The sequence below is a fragment of the Candidatus Hodarchaeum mangrovi genome (genome assembly GCF_975850365.1).
The window spans coordinates 1-22,150 of record NZ_CDLCQJ010000112.1; the positions used below are offsets into that span (position 1 = coordinate 1).

Consider the following 22,150-nt stretch of genomic DNA (forward strand, 5'->3'; position numbering starts at 1 on the left):
ATAAATTACTCGGTTGTAATGATATTTGAAAACAAAAAAGCTAGATTAGAAGAACATAAAATTGACAATCCTGATATGAGTCTAACCGTAAATTCAGATATATTTTATGGGATTCTTACAGGAGAAATTGATCCTATGGAATCGTTTATGGAAGGGGAACTTCAACCAAAAGGAAGCCCAGCTGATCTACAAAGATTGGAAATTTTTATGGATTATGAGGATGAGGAATGAAATCCTCTTTTAATTAATGAAGGAGACAAATAATGGATCCAATTGGTTATAATAGAGAAAGAACAGCAAAAATACTGAAAAAACATGAAATTGACCTTCTTATCGGTTCTTCAGGAGAAAATGTTTTTTATACAACTGGACTCCCAACCCTTCATGTAGCTAATAATCCCATCCTTTGGGCTTTAAGGAACCAATATCCTTTCCTTTCGTTGATTCAAGAAACAGGGGAAGTAGATTTAATTTATTGGATGGTTTTTGCTAGCTTGGATCATTATTCTTGGATTAAATCAAGTAATGCTCACGGTGTGTTATCTCCTATTCATGCATTAAAGGAGGTAGAGCAGTTAATCACTAGTTGGCAATTATCTGGAAAAACCATTGCTCTTGAATCAACCATGCCACGTTATCAATCCGAATATTTACAAAAAAAATTTCCTAATAGTAAGTTTGTTGAAGCAGACCCTGTTTTTCTTGAAATGCGACTTATAAAGTCTACAGAAGAAATTCAAAGAATTAAGAAATCAACTGAAATTTCTGAAAAGGCTATTCTAGCATGTATTGAGGCATCTTATGATGGAATTACCGATAATGATTTGTTAAAATTAGCTAGAAGTACTATTATATCTTCAGGAGCCGAAGGATGGGATCATTTAACTTTAGGCATTGGTTCGTCTGACCCTGAAGCACCAGGAATTGGAATACAAGTTAAACCTGGAGATGTAACACGATTTGATTTTGGAGCTGTCTGGAAAGGCTATGTAAGTGATATAAGCCGACATATGGTAATTGGTAGTGTACCTGATGGCATAGAAGAGATTTTAGACCGTGTTATTAAGGTTCAAGAATTTTGTGTTAACGAAATTAAACCAGGTGTGGACCCAGGCTCAGTATTTAAAGCAGCCCGAAATTTTTCCAAAACTTTATCGAAATTCGCACGAATTCACCCCACTTGTCATAGTATTGGATTAGAAGTTGAAGAGACTCATATCTTCTCTGCTATTCATAAATTGGAATCTCCCTTCCAAGCTAATATGGTTTGTGATATTGAAGTTTGGCATCCAGTAGCTAATTTAGGGTTGATAGGGGTTGAAGATTGTTATCAAGTAACTTCTACTGGATGTAAGCGACTTTCTACTCTTGATAAAACAATTTTTGTAAAATAATGGTGAGTTTTATGAAATTAAAAGATAAGATAATTATGTTGACGGGTGCTGCTTCTGGTATTGGTCGTGCCACTGCTATATTAGCAGCAAAGGAAGGAGCTATATTATCTCTTTCAGATATTAACGAATTAGGATTGAAAGAAACTCTTTCATTAATCCCAAATAAAAATAAAAGGATTACAATTCAGAAAGTAGATGTAACTAACCCTATCCAGGTTAAAGAACAAATAAATGCTATTATTCAAAGTCATGGTAGAATTGATGTGTTGATTGCAAATGCAGGGGTAGTTCGGGTTGGGCCAATCGAAGAATTCTCAGACGCTGATTATGATCTAATAATTAGTGTAAACATGAAAGGATTGTTTTATTGCTGTAAGTTCGCTATTCCCCATTTTAAAAGTCAAAAATCGGGATCAATCATCACATTGGCCTCCGTTGCTGCTCATATCGGGCAGGTGAATCATGCAAATTACTGTTCTACAAAAGCGGGGGTTTTAGGGTTTACACGGGCTCTAGCACTAGATCTTGCTCCTTATAATATTAGAGTAAATAGTGTATCACCTGGAGCTACGGATACCCCTATGCTTAGAAGTGATGTAAAAAAACAAGCAGAAGACCGTGGTGTACCATTCGAAGTTATTAAGGCTGAATTTGAAAAAGAAGGAGTATTAGGTCGTTGGGCTGAACCCGAAGAGGTAGCAGAAGGCATACTTTTTTTAGCTAGTGATGCTTCTTCGTATATTACTGGTTCAGACCTCAGAATTGATGGTGGATGGACCACGAGGTAGAACTAAAAAGGAAAAAAGTTATATTGTCATTCCACCATCAACAGACAAAGAAATACCTGTACAAAATTCTGCTAGAGCGAGATAAAGAACTCCTTCAGCAATTTCTTCAGATGTTCCAAAACGTTTCATCGGTTGACGTGCTATGAATTCTTGACGGGCAGCAATGGGATCAGCTAATTGAGAGAGTCGTTTTGCAAGAGAGGGAGTATCTGTTGTTCCTGGACAAATACAATTCACTCTAATCCCATCGTTTATATAATCCATGGCCATGGCTCTAGTTAGTGAGAGAATTGCTCCTTTAGACGCTGTATAAGCTGCTCTGTTTTTCACTCCCTTTAAAGCTACAGATGAGGCTGTATTGATTATTGTACCTTTTGAATCTTTTAAATATTGAATTGCATATCTTGACATCAGATAGATTGAACAAAGATTAACATTCATTGTTCTATCCCATTCTTCTAATGTTAGAGTATCAATACTTCCTGGAATAACAATTCCAGCATTATTAAATAGGATGTCAAGCTTCGTATATTGATCAATTGTTTCTTCGATTATTCTCTTACAAACTTCTAATTCCGAAACATCTCCTTGTACAAAAAACGCTGAATTACCCATTTCATTTATCTTTTCTGCAACACGAGAACCAGAGGTGGTTAATGAGTTACAGCAGATACTTGCCCCTTCTTTGGCAAATAAAAGTGCTGTTGCTTCCCCTATACCAGCTCCTGCTCCTGTTATTATTGCTACTTTTCCTTTTAACTTCATCATTACTCCTCATTACTCTATTTTATTCCTAATATTTCTCTTGCTTCGGATGGATCAGCAATTTCTCTTCCCAGGTTTTTTGCTAATTTAAGCATCCTTGATACGATTTCTGCGTTATTTTTTGCAGGAATACCTTGTGCTAAAAATGGAAAATCTTCTGTACCTACTCTTACATTCCCTCCATTTATAATTGCCAGAGTTGCTATTTTAATTTGCTCTTTACCCATTATACTGACTGTATGCACAGAATTTTTTGGCGAATATTTTACACGATGATAATATTCATCAGGAGTTGGAGGAGACCATGTTCCTCCAGGCCAATTGAAAAATAATGTCAAAATATATGGAGGATCAGTTAATTTTTTGTTTATTAGAAAATTTAAGTTGTAATAGGACCCAGTATGCCAAACTTCCCATTCTGGCTTTATTTTGTAATCCTTCAATTTATCACAATATTCTTCTAATTCATCGCGAGGATGTAATCTATTTAATGATAATTCAGTGAAATGTTCATCATGATGATTTAATATGACACTCATTAGGTCTGGTCTAGCTTCAAAGTCACCTGTTCGGTCTGGAATTATATCACTAGACATTCCTGCCTGTATAATTACATCAGTTTGTTCACGAATTTGTTTTACAATTTCAATTTCATATCCTCGGGTCAGATGTACATGTACGACTGCAGCACCAGCTTCAGCACATTGCACGGCATCTTTGATCAAACCCTCTACTGTAGTAGACCAATTGTTTACTGTTGGATAAATCCAAGAATTAGCAGTTGTTGCAGTCAATATAAATTCCGATTGGTTTTCCATATTCTTCACCAAAATTTTGTAACTTCATCTAGTCTAGGAAGAGGATTAATGGCTCCTTTCCCCTGAATTTTTAACCCAGCTACTATAGTCCCTAATTTAATAGCATCAGGTATAGAATAGCCTTTTAAAATTCCAGAGAGTACCCCACCATTAAATGCATCTCCTGCTCCAGTTGTATCTACTATCTGGGAGACTTTTAAAGCAGAAAAATGTTGAATTGACTTTCCTTGGTTTAATGTATATAAACACCCTTCCTCTCCTAGCTTAATAATAACTGTTTTAATATTATTAATAGTATAATAATCAATCATTTCTTGAGAACTTATTGATTGAGACAAAATGGCATCAGCTGGATAACTCGGCAGAACTAAGTCTATAAAAGGAAGTAGTTCTTCTTGTGCTTTTTGAGCCTCATTTGGTTGATCAAACCATAATTTTTCTCTAAAATTCGGATCATATGCAATGATCTTTTTTGGATTTTTTTTCTTAAATTCTTCAAATACTTGCTTAATAGTCTCTCGATTACTTTTCGAAAGGGCCTGAGTTATCCCCGAGGTATATAATATCTTGCAATTACTTATCAGTGAAAAATCAATATCATTAGGTTGCAATTTGCTTGCAGCACTACCCTTTCGATAATATACAAAACTTCGTTCCTTTTTTTCATCTAAGTTTATAAAATAAATTCCAGAAAATGAATCTTTAACCTGTTTAATTAATGAGGTATTTATATTTTCCTGTTCCCATGATTTCAACAGGTATTGGCTGAATTGATCATCCCCTACTTTTGTCAAAAAAGCTACCGATGTTCCTAAACGAGCTGCTGCAACAAGAACATTGAGAGTATCCCCACCAAATCCTTGAATGTAAATATTTTCCCCAAGTTGAGGTTCTGAATAAAATTCTATCATACATTCTCCAATACTAATCAGATCCACAAAGATTCACGCTCTTAGCTCTTCATAATAATCCTATCTAACGAATAAATCATTTTTTTCTTTTGTTGTTGATTTAAATTGATTAGTGGTGGTCTAACGAAGGTTGGAGGTAATTTAAGATATTTTTCCATACAATATTTGATACTAGCAATTTGTGGATATTGTTTAGTTATACTTCGTATAGTTGTTATCCAATTCTGCAATTCCTTAGCTTTATCTAATGATTTGTTTGATGTCAACTGAATCAGTTCATGAAACGCTTGAGGGAAAGCATTAGCGAGAGCAGTAATTACTCCATGACAGCCAATTTGGAGAGAATCATAAATCAATGCATCACTCCCTGAATAGATTTTAAGTTGAGGGAATGCGTGAAGATAACGTTTGGTTTGTCCTATATCACCTGAAGAATCTTTTATCCCAATTAATTGAGAATAATTGGTTAATTGACCTATTAAAGTTTGAGATAAAGGAATGCCAGTATATTTTGGAATATTGTATAAAACAATTGGAAGAGAAGAAGCCTCTAAAATTTTAGAGAAATAATTAAACAACCCATCGTCATCCAAGGTTTTAAAATAGAAGGGAGGAACAAGAAGAACACCTGAAATGGAATAATTTGTTGCGATTTTTATATATTCTTTAACTTCAGGAATATTAGTCTGAAAAACACCCATAAAAACTTCCATATTTCCAGAACTATCCAAAACAGCACGAAGAGCCTTTTCAACCTCCTGAAGGGAAAGTGAGGGTCCCTCGCCATTAGTAGCAAATGCAATAACTGTATCAACATTATTTTTTTCTAATAATGGTAAAAAAAGGCCAAAATAGTCATAATCGATTGTTCCATCGATTTTAAAGGGAGTAATAATTGCTACCTGAAATCTTTGCAATATAGATCCACCTAGCTTCTCTACTATCAAGACCAATGTATTTGATTATAATTATGGTGAATAACATCAGCAAGGTTTTCTAAAACATTTTGCGTACCAATAGTATTATAGATTTCCATTAATTCATCCATATATGTTATTCGTCCATTTTTAGCGGATAAGTATGCTAAGAGAACAACCGCAACAGCATTCTTTGCCTGTTCAGGAGTAAATTCGGGTTTTTTTCCGTTAAGGATACACTCTGCAAAATGAGTATCCTCATAACGAGCAGATATTGTGTAGTATTTCGGATAAGGTCCATGTTCAAAATATTCACTAGGAATATAATACTCCCCCTTTTTTTCAGCTTCATTATGAGAAGAAAATATCTTTAATGGATCATTCCATGAATGATCCTCTAAAAGGGTGCCTATTGTGCCATGTAATTCTAAATTATTATTTAAAGGATGAATCGTTGTAGAGGAAACTGAAACATCAATCATTGCTCCACTCTTGTAATGTAATAAAATAATCGCATTGTCTTCTCCTTTTATCTCAGGACTGTTAAAGGCCTTACCACACCAACATTGAGCATAGTCAACCTCTCCTAAAAACCAATTTAGAATACTAAATTTATGAACTCCTTGGTCAGCTACAACCCCCCCTCCTCCTGTATCAAATCGAAAATTCCATGTATTAGGGTCTAAAAATTGTGATGATTCACAAAAGGCTCCTTCATATGTCCTTCCAAGATACACATCTCCCAGTAACCCTTTTACCAGAACTTTTTTGATATATTGATGAGCTGGTAGGAAGCGATGATTCTCTGCAATCATAAATTTTACTCCTGCTTCTTTAGTAGCTTGTATCATTGTATCACATTCTTCTAAAGTAGGAGCCATAGGTTTCTCACAGAGTACATGCTTTCCAGCATCAGCTGCCTGTTTAGTGATTGGAGCATGAAGATAATGAGGAACAGTGATGAGTACCGCCTCAAATTCGTCGCTTTGCAAAAAATTTTCTAATTCAGTGTAAGCTGTGATCTTATGTCTTCGTGTAAACCTCTTTAAATTTTTTTCATCGACATCATGGGCAGCCACAAATTTCAATTTCACTTCTGGTTGATTTTTTACTCCAAGTATGTGAAACCCAGCAGCTGTACCGCATCCAATGATTCCAAAGTTTACATAATCCATTGAATCAACTCAAATCCATTATTTTCATTTTTATGAATACTTTAGAAAGGATAATACTACCTTTTTTTTACTTTTTTCAGCTCCAAATAAGTGTCCAATTCATTTTTACTATCATATTCATATAATTTGCCAAGATAAAATATCCTAGAGAGAACTCCTTTTATTCTTCGAGAAAGTAAGATTAAGACATAAATATGCTCTTAATAGGAAATATCACTTCAGAAATAGCTTAGAATACAGTTTTCAAATACAATACTAATCCTTCAACCAATTAGGAATTTCATCCAAAATCTTACTATTTTGTTGAATTAAGAAATCAATAGCATCAGAAAAGGTATACGCAGATTCACTACTTTCAACTTTAATTCGAAATAAGATATCATGGGCAGCTGTGGTTAAAATAATTGTTTTTGGTTTTTCAATAGAATTACTGGATCCCTCATCCTCTGGAACCTTTACACTGATCTTATGACGATCTTTATTAAAATCTTTGAGAGAATTTTGAACTAACTGAGGAGTTGATTGAAGCTGTTGATCTAATTTAATAATGACATCGCTATAAGTCTTAACTTTTAACTTCATCTTTGCCCAGCGGAGTAAATTCCATGCACGTGCTGAAATTTTGATGTTCTGGGCCTCTTTGATCATCGAAATGCCTACCAATAATAAATATGAAAAACAATTATATAAATTTTCTGTATGTTACGTATATTTCGTAAGGTTTATAAAATATGTGGTACGTATTTTACATGGTTTTCCTATCAAGGAAAAAAACAACCAAAAAACCCCGAAAATGATGTGAAAAAATATGAGTGACTTTGAAGATCTAGATTTCGATCTAGAACAAAAAAACGAGATAAAATCTAAAACACCTGCCCAAGCTAAAACCCCTGCAGGATTAGGATTAAATGCCGGTCCAAAGAAAAACATTTTCTTTAAGTCTACGGTAGGTCCTGAACGAACAGAAAAGATTTCCGTGGGAGAAAAAACCCCCGTCCGTGAAGTTCGAGATACTTTAGCCAATATCTTTGGTTTGAGTCCTGATGATTTTCATCTTTCTCATGCAGGTCGTACTCTTGCTGAAGATTCACCCATTGGTGATTATGGTATCGACAATGGCGATGAAGTATTATTAATCCCACATTCTACAGCTGGCTAATTTTTGCCAGCTAATTTTTTTCTTTGGGTTTAAATCAGCTATTTTTTAAATTAGGTTTTCTAATAAATTCTTCTGAAAGAAGTACTTTACTAAGGTTTGATGTAAAAATGTCTGAACATGAAGATTTTGATGAGTTTGATGAACCCGAAGAAGAAAAAGATGAGCAAATTCCATCTATTCAAGAGAAAATCCCTCAATCAAAGCGTCCCAAAGGATCCAGAATTACTTTATTCTTTCGCTCCACGATTGGCCCTGGGGAAAAGTTAGAAAAACTTACTGTTGATCCTGATATGGCGGTAAAGGAGCTTGCGGCCACTTTAGGCGAGATTTTCGGATTAGATCCTCAGGATTTTCATTTGTCAGTCAGTGGGCGGACCATGGATTCTGATGATGTTTTATCTAATTATGATTTAGAAGATGGTTTAGAGGTGTTAATCATCCCTGTAAGCACAGCAGGCTAATTTATCAATGAGGCTGATTCAGATGTCAAATTTTGAGAGTAATATTCTCAGTAAAAAAGAAAAGGAACGGTTTGACAGACAATTCCGCTTACCAGGATGGAATCAAGATTTACTAAAAAGAAGCAAGGTTCTCATTATCGGAATTGGAGGATTAGGTGTAGAAGTTGCCAAGAACCTTGCTATGGTAGGTGTTGGTCATCTGATCCTTGTTGATCTTGATACCACTGAATATTCAAATCTGAATCGCCAAATTTTATTTATTGATGCCCCTGAAGGAACTTCTAAGGCAAAATGGGCTGCTAAAAAACTGAAAGAAATTAATCCCTTTATTCAAGTTGACGCTTTTCATTCATCTCTACAAGATCTCCCCCCATATATTTTTCAAGAAGTAGATCTATATATTGCTGGTTTAGACTCTATTGAAGCACGAGTAGAACTCAATCGACGAGCTATACATAATAGAAAACCAATGATTGATGCAGGTACAGCTGCGTATAATGGACATGTATATGTCATCTGGCCGTTTAAAAATGCCTGTTTAGAATGCGATCCATTGACAGAGAGAGAACAAGACCAATTAGGAGCTTGTACACTCGTTGGTATTCCTCGTCGTCCTGCTCATTGTATTCTTAAAGGTCAGCTTCAATTTGAACAAGACCATGGCCGCCCAGTCAATGTTAAGAATACCACAGAGATCAGTGAAATTCAAAACTATGCTAATAAACTCCTTCAAGAATATTTCCCTCAAAGCATCCCTTTCACAACAAATCAAATTATTCAGATTATTGATAACCATGAACCTACAGTGATAACAATCAATGCTGTTATGGCATCACTTCAGTCTCAAGAAGCAGTAAAAATCCTTCATCATCTTCATAGTTCTTCTGAGAGTAAGCTAGGAACTTTACAACTTAATTATCTTATATATAATGGATTGACTGGGAAATTCTATGAATTAGAGAAATCTCCCAATCCTAAATGTGAAATGTGTGGGTCTAATCGCACACCCTTGTATAAAATCAAGGTTAAAAGTTCTTATACTGTTGCTCAAACATTGAAACAGATAGCTTCTGAGAAAAATCTTCCTATTGATCAGGAATTTCCCCCAACCCTTTTTAAGATTGATTCTTCGAATGTTGTGGAAATTGATCCATCTCTAACATTTACTAATGCAAAAATTCGGGATTATGAGACAGTTTTTATTTCTGGATTTGAGGATGGCTCATCGATTTATTTACAATTTAAAATTGAGGTATAAAACTTATGTCAATCCGTATGAAACGAATAGCAGATGATTATAATCAACTAAAAACGCTATATAAACAAAAAGTAATCCAACAGCTTAAAGCATTTCCAGGGGAAAAAAAATCTGTTGAACATTTAGCTGTTTTATTGGAAGGACCAAAAGGTACACCCTATGAGAAAGGGAAGTTTAAACTAGAAATAAAATTTGGTTCCAACTATCCATATTCTCCACCTTTTGTACGGCTTCATACGCCAATTTGGCATCCAAATTTCTGGCCAAAACCAGATGAATATGCAGGAAAGAGAAATATCTGTCTTGGAATTGTTGATCCTGATCTTGTCGGTAAAACTCAAGGGTGGTCTCCTTCAAAAAATATTACAACAGTTATTTATTCAATTTTGGCTATGTTCAATATTGATGAGGCCTATACTAATCCTCATGATGTTTTTAATAAGAAAGCTGCCATGGAATATCTTCAAGATAAAAACAACTTCAAGAAGAAGGCGCATGAGGTAACAAAAAAATATGCTAAGGATAAGTGGTGAGAATTAATGCCATCTAAGAAAAAACGTACTCAAGACACTGGAAATCTCTTTGAAGTGTTATTGAGGGATTTGGCATTTCAATTTGATCCTGATAAATTTACTCTTACCTTAAAGTTCCCTCCTTCTGATCTCCATCAAGAACTTCCTACATCACTCGATCAAGTGATTCCATTAACACCTAATGAATCTCAGGAAGCTGTTGATCTAGGACTTACAGATTATAGTGAGTTGATAACTGAAAGTGATCCTATAAGAGTCAAAATCCATCTTAAAGCATATATTCGTCTAGCTTTACATGCTCTTAAGTATGCTCACCCTAAAATCCCTCGTACGAAGTGGATAGAGGTCATTGGCCTATTAACGGGTTACACGGAAAACGCTGATACCCCTCTAGCCTGTTTGATTGTAACTGATGCTTTTCCCATTGGACATGGTACTGATATTACCGCTCAAATCAATAATCCCCAAAGTATGGTTAAAGTCTACAAAGAAAGTAGTAAAAAAAACCAAATTATCCTTGGTTGGTATCATTCCCACCCTTCCTACGGCGCATTCATGAGTGAGACCGATTATCAAACTCAAGTTCGATACCAACGTCTTTCTAGTAGTGCCTCTCCTTTAACTTCCCCTATTGCCTTAGTAATCGATCCCACTCGCATATCTAATCGTTCTTATGGATTTAAAATATTCCGTTTGAAAGAAAATCTGAGTACTTGGGAATATCCTCGATTTGAGGTTTTAAATAGCTCCTTAGAAAGTCTTCCTGATCTGATGGAAACATTATTACCACTTTCAGAGGGAAAAGCTATGTTTTTGGAATATGATCATGATTAACCAATTATCAAAAGGATTGTGTTTAATCGTTGGTTCAGAGAAATGTTTATCTTTCAATTCTCACAATTGGCCTTACTTTCACTATTATTACCTTTATATTTGGTCAATCGCAAGATATTGCCTTAACATTTCTTTATCTGACACTCTTTACTATTCTTTCGATAAAATGGATAGATGAATGGCGTTATTACAGAAGTTATAATGCTCCTCTTGCGTCTGCTATCTTTATTTCGATCCCGACTTTGTTAGCTTTTCTTGGAAGTGGTATAGCAGCATTTGCTTCAATTAGTGGAGAACCCTTTTTCCAAATTGATCTTATAGAATTAACAATTGATCTAAACTTTATTGGAATGGAAGGATTTCTTTTATTTCTCAACCTCTTTGGGGTTCTTTTTATTCTCCCAACATCAGGGTTAACTTTAATTTTCTTACGTCGATTCTATTCAGGTAGATATTCTTCAATTTTTATTTTTCGGAGACGTTTTCCGAATGCATTTCTTATTTGGGGTAATTCCCTTCTAATAATTTGTTATTTATTTATCTGGTGGGAAACAGGTGTAGGAGAGTTAATAGGGGTCATTTCTGTAATCCTCTCTCTATTTCTGTTTATCAATTACTATATTATGAAAGTGGTACTAGTTCCCTTCCGTCGTGTTGTCTTGAGTCCTTCAAGGAAAAGACGTCCCACTACTTCTTCAGATCAATCGAGACCGTACTTTTCTTGGGAAAGCTCCTCTACCCCAAGTAGACCTCGCTCTATACAACCAAATCAAAGCGCAAGGGTTCAACGCTCGTCTCACACAGATGTTCAAGTAGCTCCTGCTATTAGTGTCTCACGTCAGCCGGCTCAGAAACTTACTTCAGCAATTATGGCGAGTTTACGTCCAGCAGGTCAACATCTAACTCAAGATGACTTTCGATGTATCTTTTGTTATGAATTTCCCATTGAACCAAGCCGCCAAGTTGTCATCTGCCCTCATTGCAGGCATCCAAGTCATGCAAATGAATTTCAAAAATGGCTCGCGGTTGCAGAGATCTGTTCTCGCTGTAATAAATCTATTAGCACCTCTAAAATGATTCGTCTTTCTGGGACGAATTATGAAAAGATAATAAATATGTTTAAAAAAAATCAATTACGATAGTAGGGAAATATTATGCCTTCAAGACACTCCATTGCATGGTTTATTTTATTAATGGGTGCCTCTGCAACTATCTTCTTCTTCATTCGTAATGAAGACACATTAGCATTAAATACGCTTTTTCTAACGTTGTATATTACAGTAACGATAATATACTTCATGAGGATTTTTTACTATCTTGATAATCGGGCCACTTTGAATGAGATTTATTTTTTCTCATTTGCAAATATTATTCCACTTGCAGTGTTAGCTGCGGGTCTTATTTTTCCTTTTGGGTCTCAAAATCCTTTAGTTACCTTTAATATTGACATTGAACCTGCTGGAGGTGAATCTATTTTACGAATTACATTACTTTCCATCCTTGCTTTCCCTTATCTTGCAGTTTCTACTGCTCTATTAATTCGTAGTTTTACACGCTATAAGTTCATTAGATTAACTGCTCATTCCGAACGAGGACCCTCTGCTGAATGGACGGCAATTATTACCTTTTTCCTCTTTGGTTGTCTATTCCTTTTTGTTGGCTCCCTTACACAAGATTTAATTGGACTTCTATATGGCTTATTTTTTCTTTTTTCAGGTATAGGATTTTTATTGGGTCGTTAAAGACTAGATTAGGAGATTTATCCTCCTAATTCCCTAAAGGTTAAATACTCTGGTTATATTGTGTAATTAGAATTCATTAACTTTTCTAGCTGAATCATTTTAGGAATAGGAACTAGATGCCTTTACGTAAAATTCGTCAGAAAAAACCCACGGACTCAATTCGAGAGAAAGTTCCGAGTGAAGGTTCTATTCCTAAGAATTCTATTAAAGTCAAAACTCCTGATGAAACTGACTTTAAATTACCTCCTCCTAGAGCTCAAGAAAGGAATTCTATCCCTAAATCACAGATAACCCCTCCTTCTGACTTTGGTTCTCAAAAGATCCGATTAAAGGATTCTAATCCTGTTAATAATCCCCCTCCTATTGATGATAGAAATTTAAATAATAATCACTCTCAAAAACCCTCTTCTCATGGTTTTATTCATCAACGTGACAAAACCTCTGGAATAAATCCACCTGAAAATGTTCATGAGGATCTTTTTCGACCTCCCTCAAAACATGGGGTAATAAACGATAAAAAACAGTTAAGATCAATTAACCAACCCTTGCAAAGACAGATTCGAGAAAAAACTCCAGGGAAGGAAGTTCGTCAACCTCCACCTACTCATTCACCTCTAAAAGAGAAAACTCCTGATCAAATCGTCAATAAGTCTCCACCAAAAATTATCCAAAAACATCCAAAAGACAAAATTCCTCCTCCAACGGTTCCAGAAAAAATCCCTAAGATGAAAATTAAAAATAAAGAACCAAAATAATTTATTTTGATGTTCAAACTTAGTTTTTTTACCGAAGCTTATTTTTATGCTCTACTTTAATAACACAGAAGATACTAGAGTTATCTACTTCAACAATTTCAGCGTTTAAATCGAGTTCTGAGATGAGAAGACTGAAATCCTCCTTAGTAAATGTAGTAGCAGTAAAACCATCTTTACAGACAATAATTCCATCTATAGTCTTTTCAAAATCAATTTCCCCTATCAATCCTTTTTTTGATTGTTCAACAAACCAATCAAGTCTTTCATTCCATATCTTTTCAGAATAACTTGAAATAAGGACTTTTCCTTTATGTTTAGTCACACGAAGACTTTCTTCTATTAATGTATATGGATCAATCTTGAAGGACGAAATAGGATTTTGTATTCCTATAACTAAATCAAACGATTGGGGAGAAAATCTGAGCTTCCTAGCTGTCATTAAATGAATCTCGATATTTTTATAGTCAGAGAGGTAATCCTTGGCATAATCTAAATTAACCTGTGAGATATCTATCCCTACTACTTTATGTGCTTTTTCAGCTAGGTATTTCAATACTCTACCGTATCCACAACCTAGTTCTAAGACTGTATGAAAAGCAGTAATATAATTAAGAACAAATTTAATCTCCTCTTCTAAGTATTGTTGTATTCTTGGGGAGGCAATCTCATATGCTCGCTTCAGCTTCTGAGCAAATAAAGTCTTAGAATAATATTCTTCATCCTTATTCATATTAGATTTTCTCATTGAACGTCTCCAGATGTGAGATTAATTTTTTGTTTAATATTAATTTAGGTGAAGATTATATAGGATGGTTTATCAATCGTGTCAAAAAATTCATTATTCTTGTTTCAGAAAATAAAAAAACTATTTTAATATCTATTCTATTCTATTTATATTCATAAGGAGAGAAAGGAGAAGAATCAAACATGACTAAACAACAAACTATCAATCATCCACGGTTTTATTTACTTACAACTGATCTTCTTCAAGGCTTTTCAATCTTCATTATGGTTATTGGTCATACTGGGTTATGGTGGGATTCGAGTTTGGACACTAAGTATCCAAATCTACCATTATTGCCTTTATTGCTAATCATTATTGCATTCATTGTCCCTCCTGGATTTCTATTTTGGTATTCCTTCAACTCAGTGAACTCGCTCCTTCAAAAACAGTCAGATGCAGAACGTAGTGAAGCTCGTTCGAGATTAATTAAACGGGCAATTCTATTCTTTTTAATAGCTGAAATCGGTGAACTCATAACTGCAATAGTTGTTTCAAGACCAATCTTAAAGTATATTCTCACATGGGAACTTTTTCACATGTTTTCTCTCTCAACGATCTTTGTCCTGTTCTCTTTTGAATTTATTTGGCGAAAAAAAAGATCAAAACCAGAGCACGCTGAAAAGCTCTTAATCTTGATATTAATGGGTATCATTTGTGGAATTCTTACATTTTTCCTTATATTTCACGATTATAGCCAAAGTAACCGTTTTGCTCATGCTATTGAATTGAATTTAGAGTCATTTTTGAGAAGGCTGATATTTGAAGAAGGGCAGACCCCAATAATCCCATTTGCTGTGTTTCCTTTATTAGCAATAATTCTTGGTGTTTACATGAACTTACCAAATGAAAATGGTGAGCAGATTGTTCAAAAAGCTAAAATCCCTTTGTTGAGTGGAGCTATATTATTTATAATCGGTTTATTGCTAATGGATCGGGAATTATACGCCTCAACACCAGTTTTTTATCCTGCCTCTTCGAATTTTGTCTTCATTGCGATGGGAACGCTATATCTTACATGTGTTGGAGGGATTTTACTCCTTGATTTAAAACCAATGTTCAGGACAAGAGAAATTCATCCATCATTACTACCTATTATCCTTATGAGTAGAATTGTTCTTACAATTTACTTTACTCATAATCTTGGTTTTGCTATTCCAAACGAATTAGGTAGGATGCTTATACCAAATATAGAAGTTGCTATGGCAGTTGGTCTCCTCTATACTTTATTCTTTGTTATACTTGCAGTGAATTGGCAAAAATATGAGTTTCGCTTCAGTTTAGAATGGTGGTTACTTCGTTTACAACGTGCCCAATGGCAATGGTGGAATAAAGAAAGAGAGATAGAGGTGTTATCTTAAACTTCCTTAATCGGACAATAGAGATCCAATATGAGTTCCTCAATAGGAGCCCTAGGATTTAAATGCTTTTCTAACAATTGATGACTGCCAAAGTCATATTTCTTATTATTCTTAACCCATTCAGCAAGACGTTTCCAAGCAGGAATGATATTTTCATCAGTAATAGCAGGTCTTGTAGTAGTTACAGCATACAATCCTGATTTAATTTCTTTTACCTTAAACTCTGGGGGGGGAACAATATCTGACCCAATTTTTATCCAGAACTCATATCCATATTCCTCCTTATCAGGGGAAGGATCTGGGTTATTGAAACCAAAAATTGGATATTCCTCCGTATTATCTAACAACCCCATTTTTTCTGCCCAAGGTTTCATCTTCCCCCATGCTTCACTTTCAGGACTTTTACTAATCGCTTGTACACTTGCCACTCTCATTGGAGAGAGAGTTTTAATTCTAACATCTAAATCATCTTTCAAATTCGACTCATCTCCATAAATTGTATATTTTCCAATTAATCTTTGGATTCGTAACAACCGTTCTTGTTCCCGAACCTTTATTTCAAGATATGATTGAGCCAGACTCATGATTAGTGCAATAGCATCCTCAGTCAGTCTATATTCTCCACGTTCAATTTTTTCAATTAGATTTCGTTTAATTAGAATAGCTAAATGGTTACTCAACGCACTTTTCTGAAGAGAGGTTGCTTCCTGTAGCAAATTGAAGGACATTTCTTTATTTAACATTATAGTTAGTATCTTTAACCGTTGAGAATGATCTACTACTTTCAGTAATGCAACCATATCATCTAAAGATTCTAGGACAAACCTTTCTAAGGCAATTCGAGATTCGAACGGTTGATCAGTCATACAATTTCCCTTTGTTCTTTAAGAGTTGTTTCTAGAATAATTTAATAATTTAATTTCTGAATAACCTTAATTCATGAATATATAAATTAATAAATTTCTTATGATATTATGGAAAAACCTTTCCTTAATTTAATTATTCCCAAGAATTTGATCTGCTTCTTTCAATTGTTCAATTATTGGGATATTTTGAGGGCATTTTTCAAGACATTCACCACATTCGATGCAGGCTTGTGCATTCTTTCCAGGTGCCCATTTTACATGCCCGATCTCTGCATAAAATCGCTTAGCTTCTTTTTGTCCATAAATTTGAAATCTAATAAGATAATCAAATATTAACTTAATATTAACCTCATTAGGACATGGCATACAATAACCACAGCCTGTACAGAGGTTATCAGATAACGATTTGAATTTTTCTGCGATTTTTTCAATACGTACCTTTTCATCATTAATATACTTGTTATAGTCTTTTCTGGTTACTAATGCTAAATTATCTTCAAGCATTTGGTCTGATCCCATTCCAGAGAGAGCCACTGAAACATTCGAATCACTTAAAACAAATTTAAGGGCTAAATCGACAAAATTTTTCCTCTCTTCAGAGAGCCATTGATTCATTGAGGCAGGAGGGATACCCGCAAGCCGTCCACCTCCAACAGGCCCCATTATCGCGACTCCTAATCCCTTTTTTGCGGCATACGCGATCATTGCTTTATTAACTTGATCGATAATATTATATTGAACAAGCATCAACTCAAAATAGCCAGTATCAATGATCTCCTTGAGAACTTCAGGTTTATCATGAAATGAAAAAGCAATATGTTGAATTTTTCCAGCCTTTTTAGCTGCTTCAGCATGATCGATCAAATTTAATCCAAGCACTTTTTCTCTGAATACCTTCCCATTTATCCCGTGAAATAGATAAAAATCTAGGTAATCAACATTTAATTTTTGGAGCTGTTCTTCAAGATATTTATCATAATGAGATGCTTTTGTAAAATCTTGGCCTCCTACAGGGCATTTTGTAGCGAGCATTACCTTTTCACGATATCCATCTTTAAGTGCCAGTCCAACCACAATCTCCGATTCTTTATTATGATAGGGGTAGGCAGTATCGATGTAATTTATCCCAGAATCTATACCTTTACGTATTAAATTAACTGCTTTTTCGCGATCAATTGCTGGTTTCCCAGGTTTAAGTGTAGGAAGCCTCATACATCCAAAACCTAATGGAAAAACCTTTAAGCCAGTTTTACCAAGTTCTCTATATTCCATTGTAACGACCAAACCTTAAATCCTGTATCTGCAAATAAATGATAATCAATAATAAGATTAATGTTTTCAAAGGACCTAATATTAGAAAGAATTAAGTAGAGGAATGTACGTGTTTTCATTTGATTTACCATTTCTATTCATTTTCGGATTTATTACAGGCAAGTTAGCTAAAAACAATAAGATAACAAGGAATATTAATTGGATTTTGGGATTATGTACTCTGTTCATCTTTCAGACTGGAGGACTGTTGTTATGGATGAATATTATTTCAGGGAGCAAAGAATTCATGATAATACCTTTTCAGATTTTCGGAATGAGTGCTCAAGATTTTGAACCTTTGATAGCTGCTGTTCTATTTGGATTAGAGCCTATTTTACTTGTCTTGGGTGAAAAATTAGGTACAAAAGGATAACTAGTAGAACTAATATTGAAAATACCTCTCCTACCAAAAGTCCAAGTTGAAATTCAAAGATTAAAAACAAGTTATCTTTGAGAAGTCTGTTGACTAGATAAAGAGACTCTTCTTATGCTTATTAAGGCGATCATTCCAAAAATGACTATTATACTTGAAACAAGAAATGAAATTCGATAAGCATGAGCATTTGAAGAGCCCAAAAAGATTAAAATATCTGATACTGGTCCTCCAATAAGAAAACCTGCTAAACCCCACCCTGTGGCTAATGTTACATTAAATACACCAAATCCTGTCCCTTGAAGTTCACGTGGAAGGAGGTCAGCAGAATAAGCAAAGGCTATAGATTGCAAAACAGCAAAGGATGCCCCTAAAATAACATAAATAACAGCTATTATGATAAATGGTTGTTCACCTAAGAGAAAGAAGGCAAAATAACTGAACGCAGCACAAAAACTCGAAATAATCATTATCGGAACTCTTCCTATCAAATCGGACAATTTTCCCCCAATTGGCGCAATTACTCCCCCAGCGAATGAAAAGAATATTAATAGGTAACTTAATAATTCATCACTAAAATTCAGTACTGTTGGGTCTGTAACATAATAAAGAAAGATTTGATTACTCGCAGAAATCCCCATAGTCAAAATTCCCAGAACAATGATAAAGTAACCAAAAGAGGGTATCTTTAGTACCTCTTTTAACCCTCCTGTTGTTAAGATAAGACTATCATCGACCTTTCCTTTATAGGGTGCAATAAAAATAACAGAAGCGCATGCAAATATTAAAATCACAACAATATAAAAGATATCTCCCTTAAAAAAACCAAAACCATCCTGATAAAGAATCCCACCAATTAAAAATCCAAGAAGTTGACCGATCAATCCAATACCATCAATTGTACCAACTAGTCTTCCACGATTTTCTCCAACTGTTGCCTCAGCAGTGAGGTGTCGTATTCCTAAATCACTTCCACTCCAAAAAATTTCGAGAAAGCTAGTACAAGTGATGAGAAATAATGCAGCCAGAAATTTTAATTCTGCAATAACAAGGATTTTATGCCCAGCGAAAGCGATTAAATATACAATTCCTGCGATTATTTCCCCCCGTATAACATATTTCTTTGCTAAACTAGGATTTCGATTAAGTCTTGGCCCCCATAATTTTAATTGACCCACTGTAGATGTTGCAAGGTTCGCGGTTCCTAATAAGGCAGATAATGTGTTTGATAAACCTAAAAATGTCCGTAAATACACATAGAAAAAAGCATAAAAAATTGCTCGCCGTAAAAATGAAAGAAATGAGAATGAACTTACTGAAAGAAGTAATCCACTAATCTTCATTGGAGTTATCCGTCTTTTTCTGAGATATTTTAACTGTATTGATATTACAAATTGTTCTGTTTAAAAATAGTCTTTCCTGACAAATATAATTATAAAAAGGAGATTTACAAGAGTGAGAATCCTCAGACATAATTAACCAAGATAAAGCTAATGATAATAGCACTTGTTGATATAGCTAGGGCGTATAGAGTTGATTTTAAGATTATCCAATATGACTTTATTCTGTCTCTCTTTTTTGAGTCCTCATCAGTTACTTCTAGTGTCAGATGTAGTTTATCAGTCAAATTATATCTATTTGTAAGCCCAAAAGCAGCACAAAACCGTTCTCTTGCTTGAACAAAGCCAATGGTCATTATTAAAGAAGGAGGAAAAATAAGAATTCCCCAAAGAGGGCTGTAACCAGAAAAAAAAGAGAATATTATATGAAAGAAGTAAAAAACAGATGATATGATTAAACCTATCATACCTATACGTTTCCGTTGTTGAATCTCTACTTCGCCAATGTTACAAGAACCGGATTGATATATTTCATTATTATTCATATTTAATCACTCAATTCTTCTAAATCCTAAACGTTTTGATTCAGCGCCAATCTAATTCTCTGAAAAAGATAATAAAGTATTCCATTCAGTAGTATTATTAGATTAATCGAAAGCCAAAGTGCTAAAATAAAATAATAATCAAGAGACGCAAAGTGAGGAATAATAAACGAGGGAGGAGCACCTGGTGGACTCAAAAGAAAATTTAACAGTATAATCAAGTACCCTGTTAATCGATATCCAAGAATAATCCTTTGATTCGTTGATTCAGTGATATCTAATACTAAATATTTATTCACGATTGATATAAGATAATTTTGCCCAATTTCTGGTAATGCTATTAAAAAAAGACCAATTAAATAAAGAAGTAGGGGAAGAGGGGTTGTATAATATTCTGAAAAAACAAGAAGCATTATTAATACTAAAACCCCAAAAATTGTATGTTTAAAGGAAAGGAAGAGTGATTTTACCTCTGAAATTAGACGCTCATAATATGCCATTCTTGTGGTCTCCTTTAATAGATTAATTTAAGCTGGTAATATTTCCCAAAAATCCAGTTTTTTATTTGATCTAGGTAATGTTTAGACCCCAGATGACCTGATTGTCCAGGGGGGACGATAATATAATGAGAATATGCTTCATCTAGTCCCATTATTTGTCTAAAGGATGATCCATCATGTTGAATGAATTTAGTATTATATGTTCCAACATTGATTGTGTATAGCCCACCTGGGGAGGAATGAAGACCTCCTGCATTGAAGAAATTAATAACTAGACCCATTGGATGTTCAAAGTTAACTTTGTGCAAATTTCCCCATGTCCATCGGTCATTTTTCTTTCCAAATTTCTCTTGCATAAACAAAATTGTATCTTCATACGTTTGAGTAATAATATCTATTTTATTCTCAGTCTTTTCAGATGTAAATTCATTGTCGTACCAAATTGAACTATCAGATGAATTCAGAATATTCACTACTAATTTTCCTTTTAATGGAAGAGAATTTAGCAACGAAGCTGGAAGCTGATCGTACAAGACATTAAATATAAATTTTTCTACCCAAACTGCAAAAACAGCTGCTCCTCTGGAATCAAGAGAAAAAGACATATCCCAATTAGTCAGTAAGGATACTATTTCCGAAAATGAGCTATTTGATGAATAAGGTTCAGAAATAATAAATGGAAGGACTTCATCTGCCCAGTTGCTGTAAACATCACTTTGAATAGTCATGATGTATTCATAATCCAGAAGAGCTTTATTGTTTATCATCTCATGAATTCGAGAAGCTCGATAACCATGAGCAAATGCCCAACCAAGATGATAAGAATAATTTTCAGGGATAAATCGCTCATTTGCGGTAACAAAATAATCCACGGAAGGATTAAAGCTATGATAATTCTCAATAAAGGGGACAAATTCCTCCTCCCACTCATAGGTATCAATTGATCCATCATGAGGAGCAAAACCATACCCATTTTTTCGTATTGGGATCGTTCCTGTAATATACAACCCAATATTGCCTAATCGATCTCCAAAAACAACATTTTGACCAGGTACATTAAAATAACTTAAAGCATTTACAAATGATGTATTATCTGTTGATTCAGTTAATAAACGAAGAGCTTCTGCAGAGGAGGAACTATCATGCCCAACCCATCGTATACTAACATTAATCCCAAAGAGGGGGACAACAGGTCTTTTACCATGACCTTTTGTTCCTTCCCCAGTTGTTAAAATTATTTCACGTGTTTCAAAGCTAGTCCTTTTCGGATTTAAGTAAAAAAGTTCACTAATTATTGTTGACTCTTTCCATGATCCATTGTATAGGTATTGAGAGTAATCAGAGTTGAAAGTTTCTATATAGGTATCCAAAAAATCAATTTGTGAATTGGTAAATGCCCAAGCAAGATATTCATTGCGTCCCAATGTAATTGCAGGAAGGCCAGGGAGTGTCATTCCACTAACATGAAATTCTGGACATTTAATGTCAACAAACCACCACCTAGAAGGAGTTTCAAGGGACATATGGGGATCATTGGCTATTATTGGTTTACCTGTGGTGGTTCGA

General features: G+C 34.6%; 26 protein-coding genes. 13 read left to right on the plus strand and 13 right to left on the minus strand.

Translation table 11 applies throughout. The features are described 5' to 3' along the window. The 3 genes from ACWVCY_RS11030 to ACWVCY_RS11040 form a co-directional block, all read left to right on the plus strand. Nucleotides 1–231, plus strand: a 231-nt coding sequence (locus ACWVCY_RS11030) for an SCP2 sterol-binding domain-containing protein (RefSeq protein WP_455142878.1), incomplete at its 5' end; no start/stop codon positions are given. Between the two features lie 32 nt (nucleotides 232–263). Further along, entirely contained in the window at nucleotides 264–1,394 is a 1,131-nt protein-coding gene (locus ACWVCY_RS11035) for a M24 family metallopeptidase (protein WP_455142879.1), read from the plus strand. A gap of 11 nt (nucleotides 1,395–1,405) precedes the next feature. Beyond that, a complete protein-coding gene (locus ACWVCY_RS11040; protein WP_455142880.1) occupies nucleotides 1,406–2,182 on the plus strand; it encodes an SDR family NAD(P)-dependent oxidoreductase in 777 nt (258 codons plus the stop codon). Nucleotides 2,183–2,200: 18 nt separating this feature from the next. Here the strand turns inward: ACWVCY_RS11040 and ACWVCY_RS11045 are convergent, their stop codons facing one another. The 6 genes from ACWVCY_RS11045 to ACWVCY_RS11070 form a co-directional block, all read right to left on the minus strand. Next, a complete protein-coding gene (locus ACWVCY_RS11045) occupies nucleotides 2,201–2,950 on the minus strand; it encodes an SDR family NAD(P)-dependent oxidoreductase (RefSeq protein ID WP_455142881.1) in 750 nt (249 codons plus the stop codon). 14 nt (nucleotides 2,951–2,964) lie between these two features. Further along, on the minus strand, nucleotides 2,965–3,765 hold the full coding sequence (locus ACWVCY_RS11050) for a 3-keto-5-aminohexanoate cleavage protein (protein WP_455142882.1): 801 nt from the start codon (nucleotides 3,763–3,765) through the stop codon (nucleotides 2,965–2,967). A 5-nt stretch (nucleotides 3,766–3,770) separates the two neighbouring features. Further along, the gene (locus ACWVCY_RS11055; RefSeq protein ID WP_455142883.1) at nucleotides 3,771–4,703 is read right to left on the minus strand and encodes a sugar kinase; all 933 of its coding nucleotides are present in this window, start codon (nucleotides 4,701–4,703) and stop codon (nucleotides 3,771–3,773) included. Between the two features lie 14 nt (nucleotides 4,704–4,717). Further along, on the minus strand, nucleotides 4,718–5,593 hold the full coding sequence (locus ACWVCY_RS11060) for a dihydrodipicolinate synthase family protein (protein WP_455142884.1): 876 nt from the start codon (nucleotides 5,591–5,593) through the stop codon (nucleotides 4,718–4,720). A 26-nt stretch (nucleotides 5,594–5,619) separates the two neighbouring features. Next, nucleotides 5,620–6,768: a Gfo/Idh/MocA family protein gene (locus ACWVCY_RS11065; protein WP_455142885.1), complete on the minus strand. Its 1,149-nt coding sequence runs from the start codon at nucleotides 6,766–6,768 to the stop codon at nucleotides 5,620–5,622. A gap of 255 nt (nucleotides 6,769–7,023) precedes the next feature. Beyond that, complete coding sequence (locus ACWVCY_RS11070) at nucleotides 7,024–7,416, minus strand: hypothetical protein (RefSeq protein ID WP_455142886.1); 393 nt, start codon at nucleotides 7,414–7,416, stop codon at nucleotides 7,024–7,026. A gap of 160 nt (nucleotides 7,417–7,576) precedes the next feature. On the opposite strand from ACWVCY_RS11070, the gene ACWVCY_RS11075 reads away from it, so the two are divergent. The 8 genes from ACWVCY_RS11075 (at nucleotide 7,577) to ACWVCY_RS11110 (ending at nucleotide 13,510) form a co-directional block, all read left to right on the plus strand. Beyond that, nucleotides 7,577–7,927, plus strand: a complete 351-nt coding sequence (locus ACWVCY_RS11075) for a ubiquitin-like domain-containing protein (RefSeq protein ID WP_455142887.1) — start codon at nucleotides 7,577–7,579, stop codon at nucleotides 7,925–7,927. A 107-nt stretch (nucleotides 7,928–8,034) separates the two neighbouring features. Next, nucleotides 8,035–8,388 (plus strand): hypothetical protein, encoded by a 354-nt coding sequence (locus ACWVCY_RS11080; protein WP_455142888.1) that lies wholly within the window; start codon nucleotides 8,035–8,037, stop codon nucleotides 8,386–8,388. Between the two features lie 22 nt (nucleotides 8,389–8,410). Then, a complete protein-coding gene (locus ACWVCY_RS11085; RefSeq protein ID WP_455142889.1) occupies nucleotides 8,411–9,646 on the plus strand; it encodes a HesA/MoeB/ThiF family protein in 1,236 nt (411 codons plus the stop codon). Nucleotides 9,647–9,651: 5 nt separating this feature from the next. After that, nucleotides 9,652–10,179, plus strand: a complete 528-nt coding sequence (locus ACWVCY_RS11090) for a ubiquitin-conjugating enzyme E2 (protein WP_455142890.1) — start codon at nucleotides 9,652–9,654, stop codon at nucleotides 10,177–10,179. Between the two features lie 6 nt (nucleotides 10,180–10,185). Continuing rightward, the gene (locus tag ACWVCY_RS11095; RefSeq protein WP_455142891.1) at nucleotides 10,186–11,013 is read left to right on the plus strand and encodes a Mov34/MPN/PAD-1 family protein; all 828 of its coding nucleotides are present in this window, start codon (nucleotides 10,186–10,188) and stop codon (nucleotides 11,011–11,013) included. 29 nt (nucleotides 11,014–11,042) lie between these two features. After that, nucleotides 11,043–12,155 carry a hypothetical protein gene (locus ACWVCY_RS11100; RefSeq protein WP_455142892.1) on the plus strand — a complete coding sequence of 371 codons (1,113 nt, stop codon included), beginning with the start codon at nucleotides 11,043–11,045 and terminating at the stop codon, nucleotides 12,153–12,155. A gap of 12 nt (nucleotides 12,156–12,167) precedes the next feature. Further along, entirely contained in the window at nucleotides 12,168–12,755 is a 588-nt protein-coding gene (locus ACWVCY_RS11105) for a hypothetical protein (RefSeq protein ID WP_455142893.1), read from the plus strand. Between the two features lie 116 nt (nucleotides 12,756–12,871). After that, entirely contained in the window at nucleotides 12,872–13,510 is a 639-nt protein-coding gene (locus ACWVCY_RS11110; RefSeq protein WP_455142894.1) for a hypothetical protein, read from the plus strand. A 28-nt stretch (nucleotides 13,511–13,538) separates the two neighbouring features. Here ACWVCY_RS11110 and ACWVCY_RS11115 read toward each other — a convergent pair whose 3' ends face one another. Beyond that, complete coding sequence (locus ACWVCY_RS11115; protein ID WP_455142895.1) at nucleotides 13,539–14,255, minus strand: class I SAM-dependent methyltransferase; 717 nt, start codon at nucleotides 14,253–14,255, stop codon at nucleotides 13,539–13,541. A 182-nt stretch (nucleotides 14,256–14,437) separates the two neighbouring features. Here ACWVCY_RS11115 and ACWVCY_RS11120 point away from each other — a divergent pair, with 182 nt between their 5' ends. Next, nucleotides 14,438–15,652: a hypothetical protein gene (locus tag ACWVCY_RS11120; protein WP_455142896.1), complete on the plus strand. Its 1,215-nt coding sequence runs from the start codon at nucleotides 14,438–14,440 to the stop codon at nucleotides 15,650–15,652. On the opposite strand, the gene ACWVCY_RS11125 is transcribed toward ACWVCY_RS11120, so the two are convergent. Further along, on the minus strand, nucleotides 15,649–16,518 hold the full coding sequence (locus ACWVCY_RS11125; RefSeq protein ID WP_455142897.1) for a GyrI-like domain-containing protein: 870 nt from the start codon (nucleotides 16,516–16,518) through the stop codon (nucleotides 15,649–15,651). The two genes, ACWVCY_RS11120 and ACWVCY_RS11125, sit on opposite strands and share 4 nt — an antisense overlap. Nucleotides 16,519–16,647: 129 nt before the next feature. Beyond that, entirely contained in the window at nucleotides 16,648–17,790 is a 1,143-nt protein-coding gene (locus ACWVCY_RS11130; protein WP_455142898.1) for an aldo/keto reductase, read from the minus strand. 109 nt (nucleotides 17,791–17,899) lie between these two features. Here ACWVCY_RS11130 and ACWVCY_RS11135 point away from each other — a divergent pair, with 109 nt between their 5' ends. Continuing rightward, nucleotides 17,900–18,202: a hypothetical protein gene (locus ACWVCY_RS11135; protein ID WP_455142899.1), complete on the plus strand. Its 303-nt coding sequence runs from the start codon at nucleotides 17,900–17,902 to the stop codon at nucleotides 18,200–18,202. Nucleotides 18,203–18,273: 71 nt separating this feature from the next. On the opposite strand, the gene ACWVCY_RS11140 is transcribed toward ACWVCY_RS11135, so the two are convergent. The 4 genes from ACWVCY_RS11140 to ACWVCY_RS11155 all read right to left on the minus strand — a co-directional run. After that, the gene (locus ACWVCY_RS11140; protein ID WP_455142900.1) at nucleotides 18,274–19,545 is read right to left on the minus strand and encodes an MFS transporter; all 1,272 of its coding nucleotides are present in this window, start codon (nucleotides 19,543–19,545) and stop codon (nucleotides 18,274–18,276) included. A 122-nt stretch (nucleotides 19,546–19,667) separates the two neighbouring features. Beyond that, nucleotides 19,668–20,087 carry a hypothetical protein gene (locus ACWVCY_RS11145; RefSeq protein ID WP_455142901.1) on the minus strand — a complete coding sequence of 140 codons (420 nt, stop codon included), beginning with the start codon at nucleotides 20,085–20,087 and terminating at the stop codon, nucleotides 19,668–19,670. A 26-nt stretch (nucleotides 20,088–20,113) separates the two neighbouring features. Continuing rightward, nucleotides 20,114–20,584: a hypothetical protein gene (locus tag ACWVCY_RS11150; protein WP_455142902.1), complete on the minus strand. Its 471-nt coding sequence runs from the start codon at nucleotides 20,582–20,584 to the stop codon at nucleotides 20,114–20,116. A 14-nt stretch (nucleotides 20,585–20,598) separates the two neighbouring features. Further along, nucleotides 20,599–22,150: penicillin acylase family protein (locus ACWVCY_RS11155; RefSeq protein ID WP_455142903.1), on the minus strand; the 1,552-nt coding region annotated here is incomplete at its 5' end.

What these genes read in the sequence shown, in the direction of transcription:
- ACWVCY_RS11105 (WP_455142893.1), top strand. Translation starts at nt 12,168, where the DNA reads ATGCCTTCAAGACACTCCATTGCATGGTTTATTTTATTAATGGGTGCC.
- ACWVCY_RS11040 (WP_455142880.1), top strand. Translation starts at nt 1,406, where the DNA reads ATGAAATTAAAAGATAAGATAATTATGTTGACGGGTGCTGCTTCTGGT.
- ACWVCY_RS11150 (WP_455142902.1), bottom strand. Translation starts at nt 20,584, where the DNA reads ATGGCATATTATGAGCGTCTAATTTCAGAGGTAAAATCACTCTTCCTT.
- ACWVCY_RS11035 (WP_455142879.1), top strand. Translation starts at nt 264, where the DNA reads ATGGATCCAATTGGTTATAATAGAGAAAGAACAGCAAAAATACTGAAA.
- ACWVCY_RS11130 (WP_455142898.1), bottom strand. Translation starts at nt 17,790, where the DNA reads ATGGAATATAGAGAACTTGGTAAAACTGGCTTAAAGGTTTTTCCATTA.
- ACWVCY_RS11065 (WP_455142885.1), bottom strand. Translation starts at nt 6,768, where the DNA reads ATGGATTATGTAAACTTTGGAATCATTGGATGCGGTACAGCTGCTGGG.
- ACWVCY_RS11085 (WP_455142889.1), top strand. Translation starts at nt 8,411, where the DNA reads ATGTCAAATTTTGAGAGTAATATTCTCAGTAAAAAAGAAAAGGAACGG.
- ACWVCY_RS11120 (WP_455142896.1), top strand. Translation starts at nt 14,438, where the DNA reads ATGACTAAACAACAAACTATCAATCATCCACGGTTTTATTTACTTACA.
- ACWVCY_RS11080 (WP_455142888.1), top strand. Translation starts at nt 8,035, where the DNA reads ATGTCTGAACATGAAGATTTTGATGAGTTTGATGAACCCGAAGAAGAA.
- ACWVCY_RS11145 (WP_455142901.1), bottom strand. Translation starts at nt 20,087, where the DNA reads ATGAATAATAATGAAATATATCAATCCGGTTCTTGTAACATTGGCGAA.
- ACWVCY_RS11110 (WP_455142894.1), top strand. Translation starts at nt 12,872, where the DNA reads ATGCCTTTACGTAAAATTCGTCAGAAAAAACCCACGGACTCAATTCGA.
- ACWVCY_RS11095 (WP_455142891.1), top strand. Translation starts at nt 10,186, where the DNA reads ATGCCATCTAAGAAAAAACGTACTCAAGACACTGGAAATCTCTTTGAA.
- ACWVCY_RS11125 (WP_455142897.1), bottom strand. Translation starts at nt 16,518, where the DNA reads ATGACTGATCAACCGTTCGAATCTCGAATTGCCTTAGAAAGGTTTGTC.
- ACWVCY_RS11115 (WP_455142895.1), bottom strand. Translation starts at nt 14,255, where the DNA reads ATGAGAAAATCTAATATGAATAAGGATGAAGAATATTATTCTAAGACT.
- ACWVCY_RS11140 (WP_455142900.1), bottom strand. Translation starts at nt 19,545, where the DNA reads ATGAAGATTAGTGGATTACTTCTTTCAGTAAGTTCATTCTCATTTCTT.
- ACWVCY_RS11075 (WP_455142887.1), top strand. Translation starts at nt 7,577, where the DNA reads ATGAGTGACTTTGAAGATCTAGATTTCGATCTAGAACAAAAAAACGAG.
- ACWVCY_RS11045 (WP_455142881.1), bottom strand. Translation starts at nt 2,950, where the DNA reads ATGATGAAGTTAAAAGGAAAAGTAGCAATAATAACAGGAGCAGGAGCT.
- ACWVCY_RS11070 (WP_455142886.1), bottom strand. Translation starts at nt 7,416, where the DNA reads ATGATCAAAGAGGCCCAGAACATCAAAATTTCAGCACGTGCATGGAAT.
- ACWVCY_RS11090 (WP_455142890.1), top strand. Translation starts at nt 9,652, where the DNA reads ATGTCAATCCGTATGAAACGAATAGCAGATGATTATAATCAACTAAAA.
- ACWVCY_RS11050 (WP_455142882.1), bottom strand. Translation starts at nt 3,765, where the DNA reads ATGGAAAACCAATCGGAATTTATATTGACTGCAACAACTGCTAATTCT.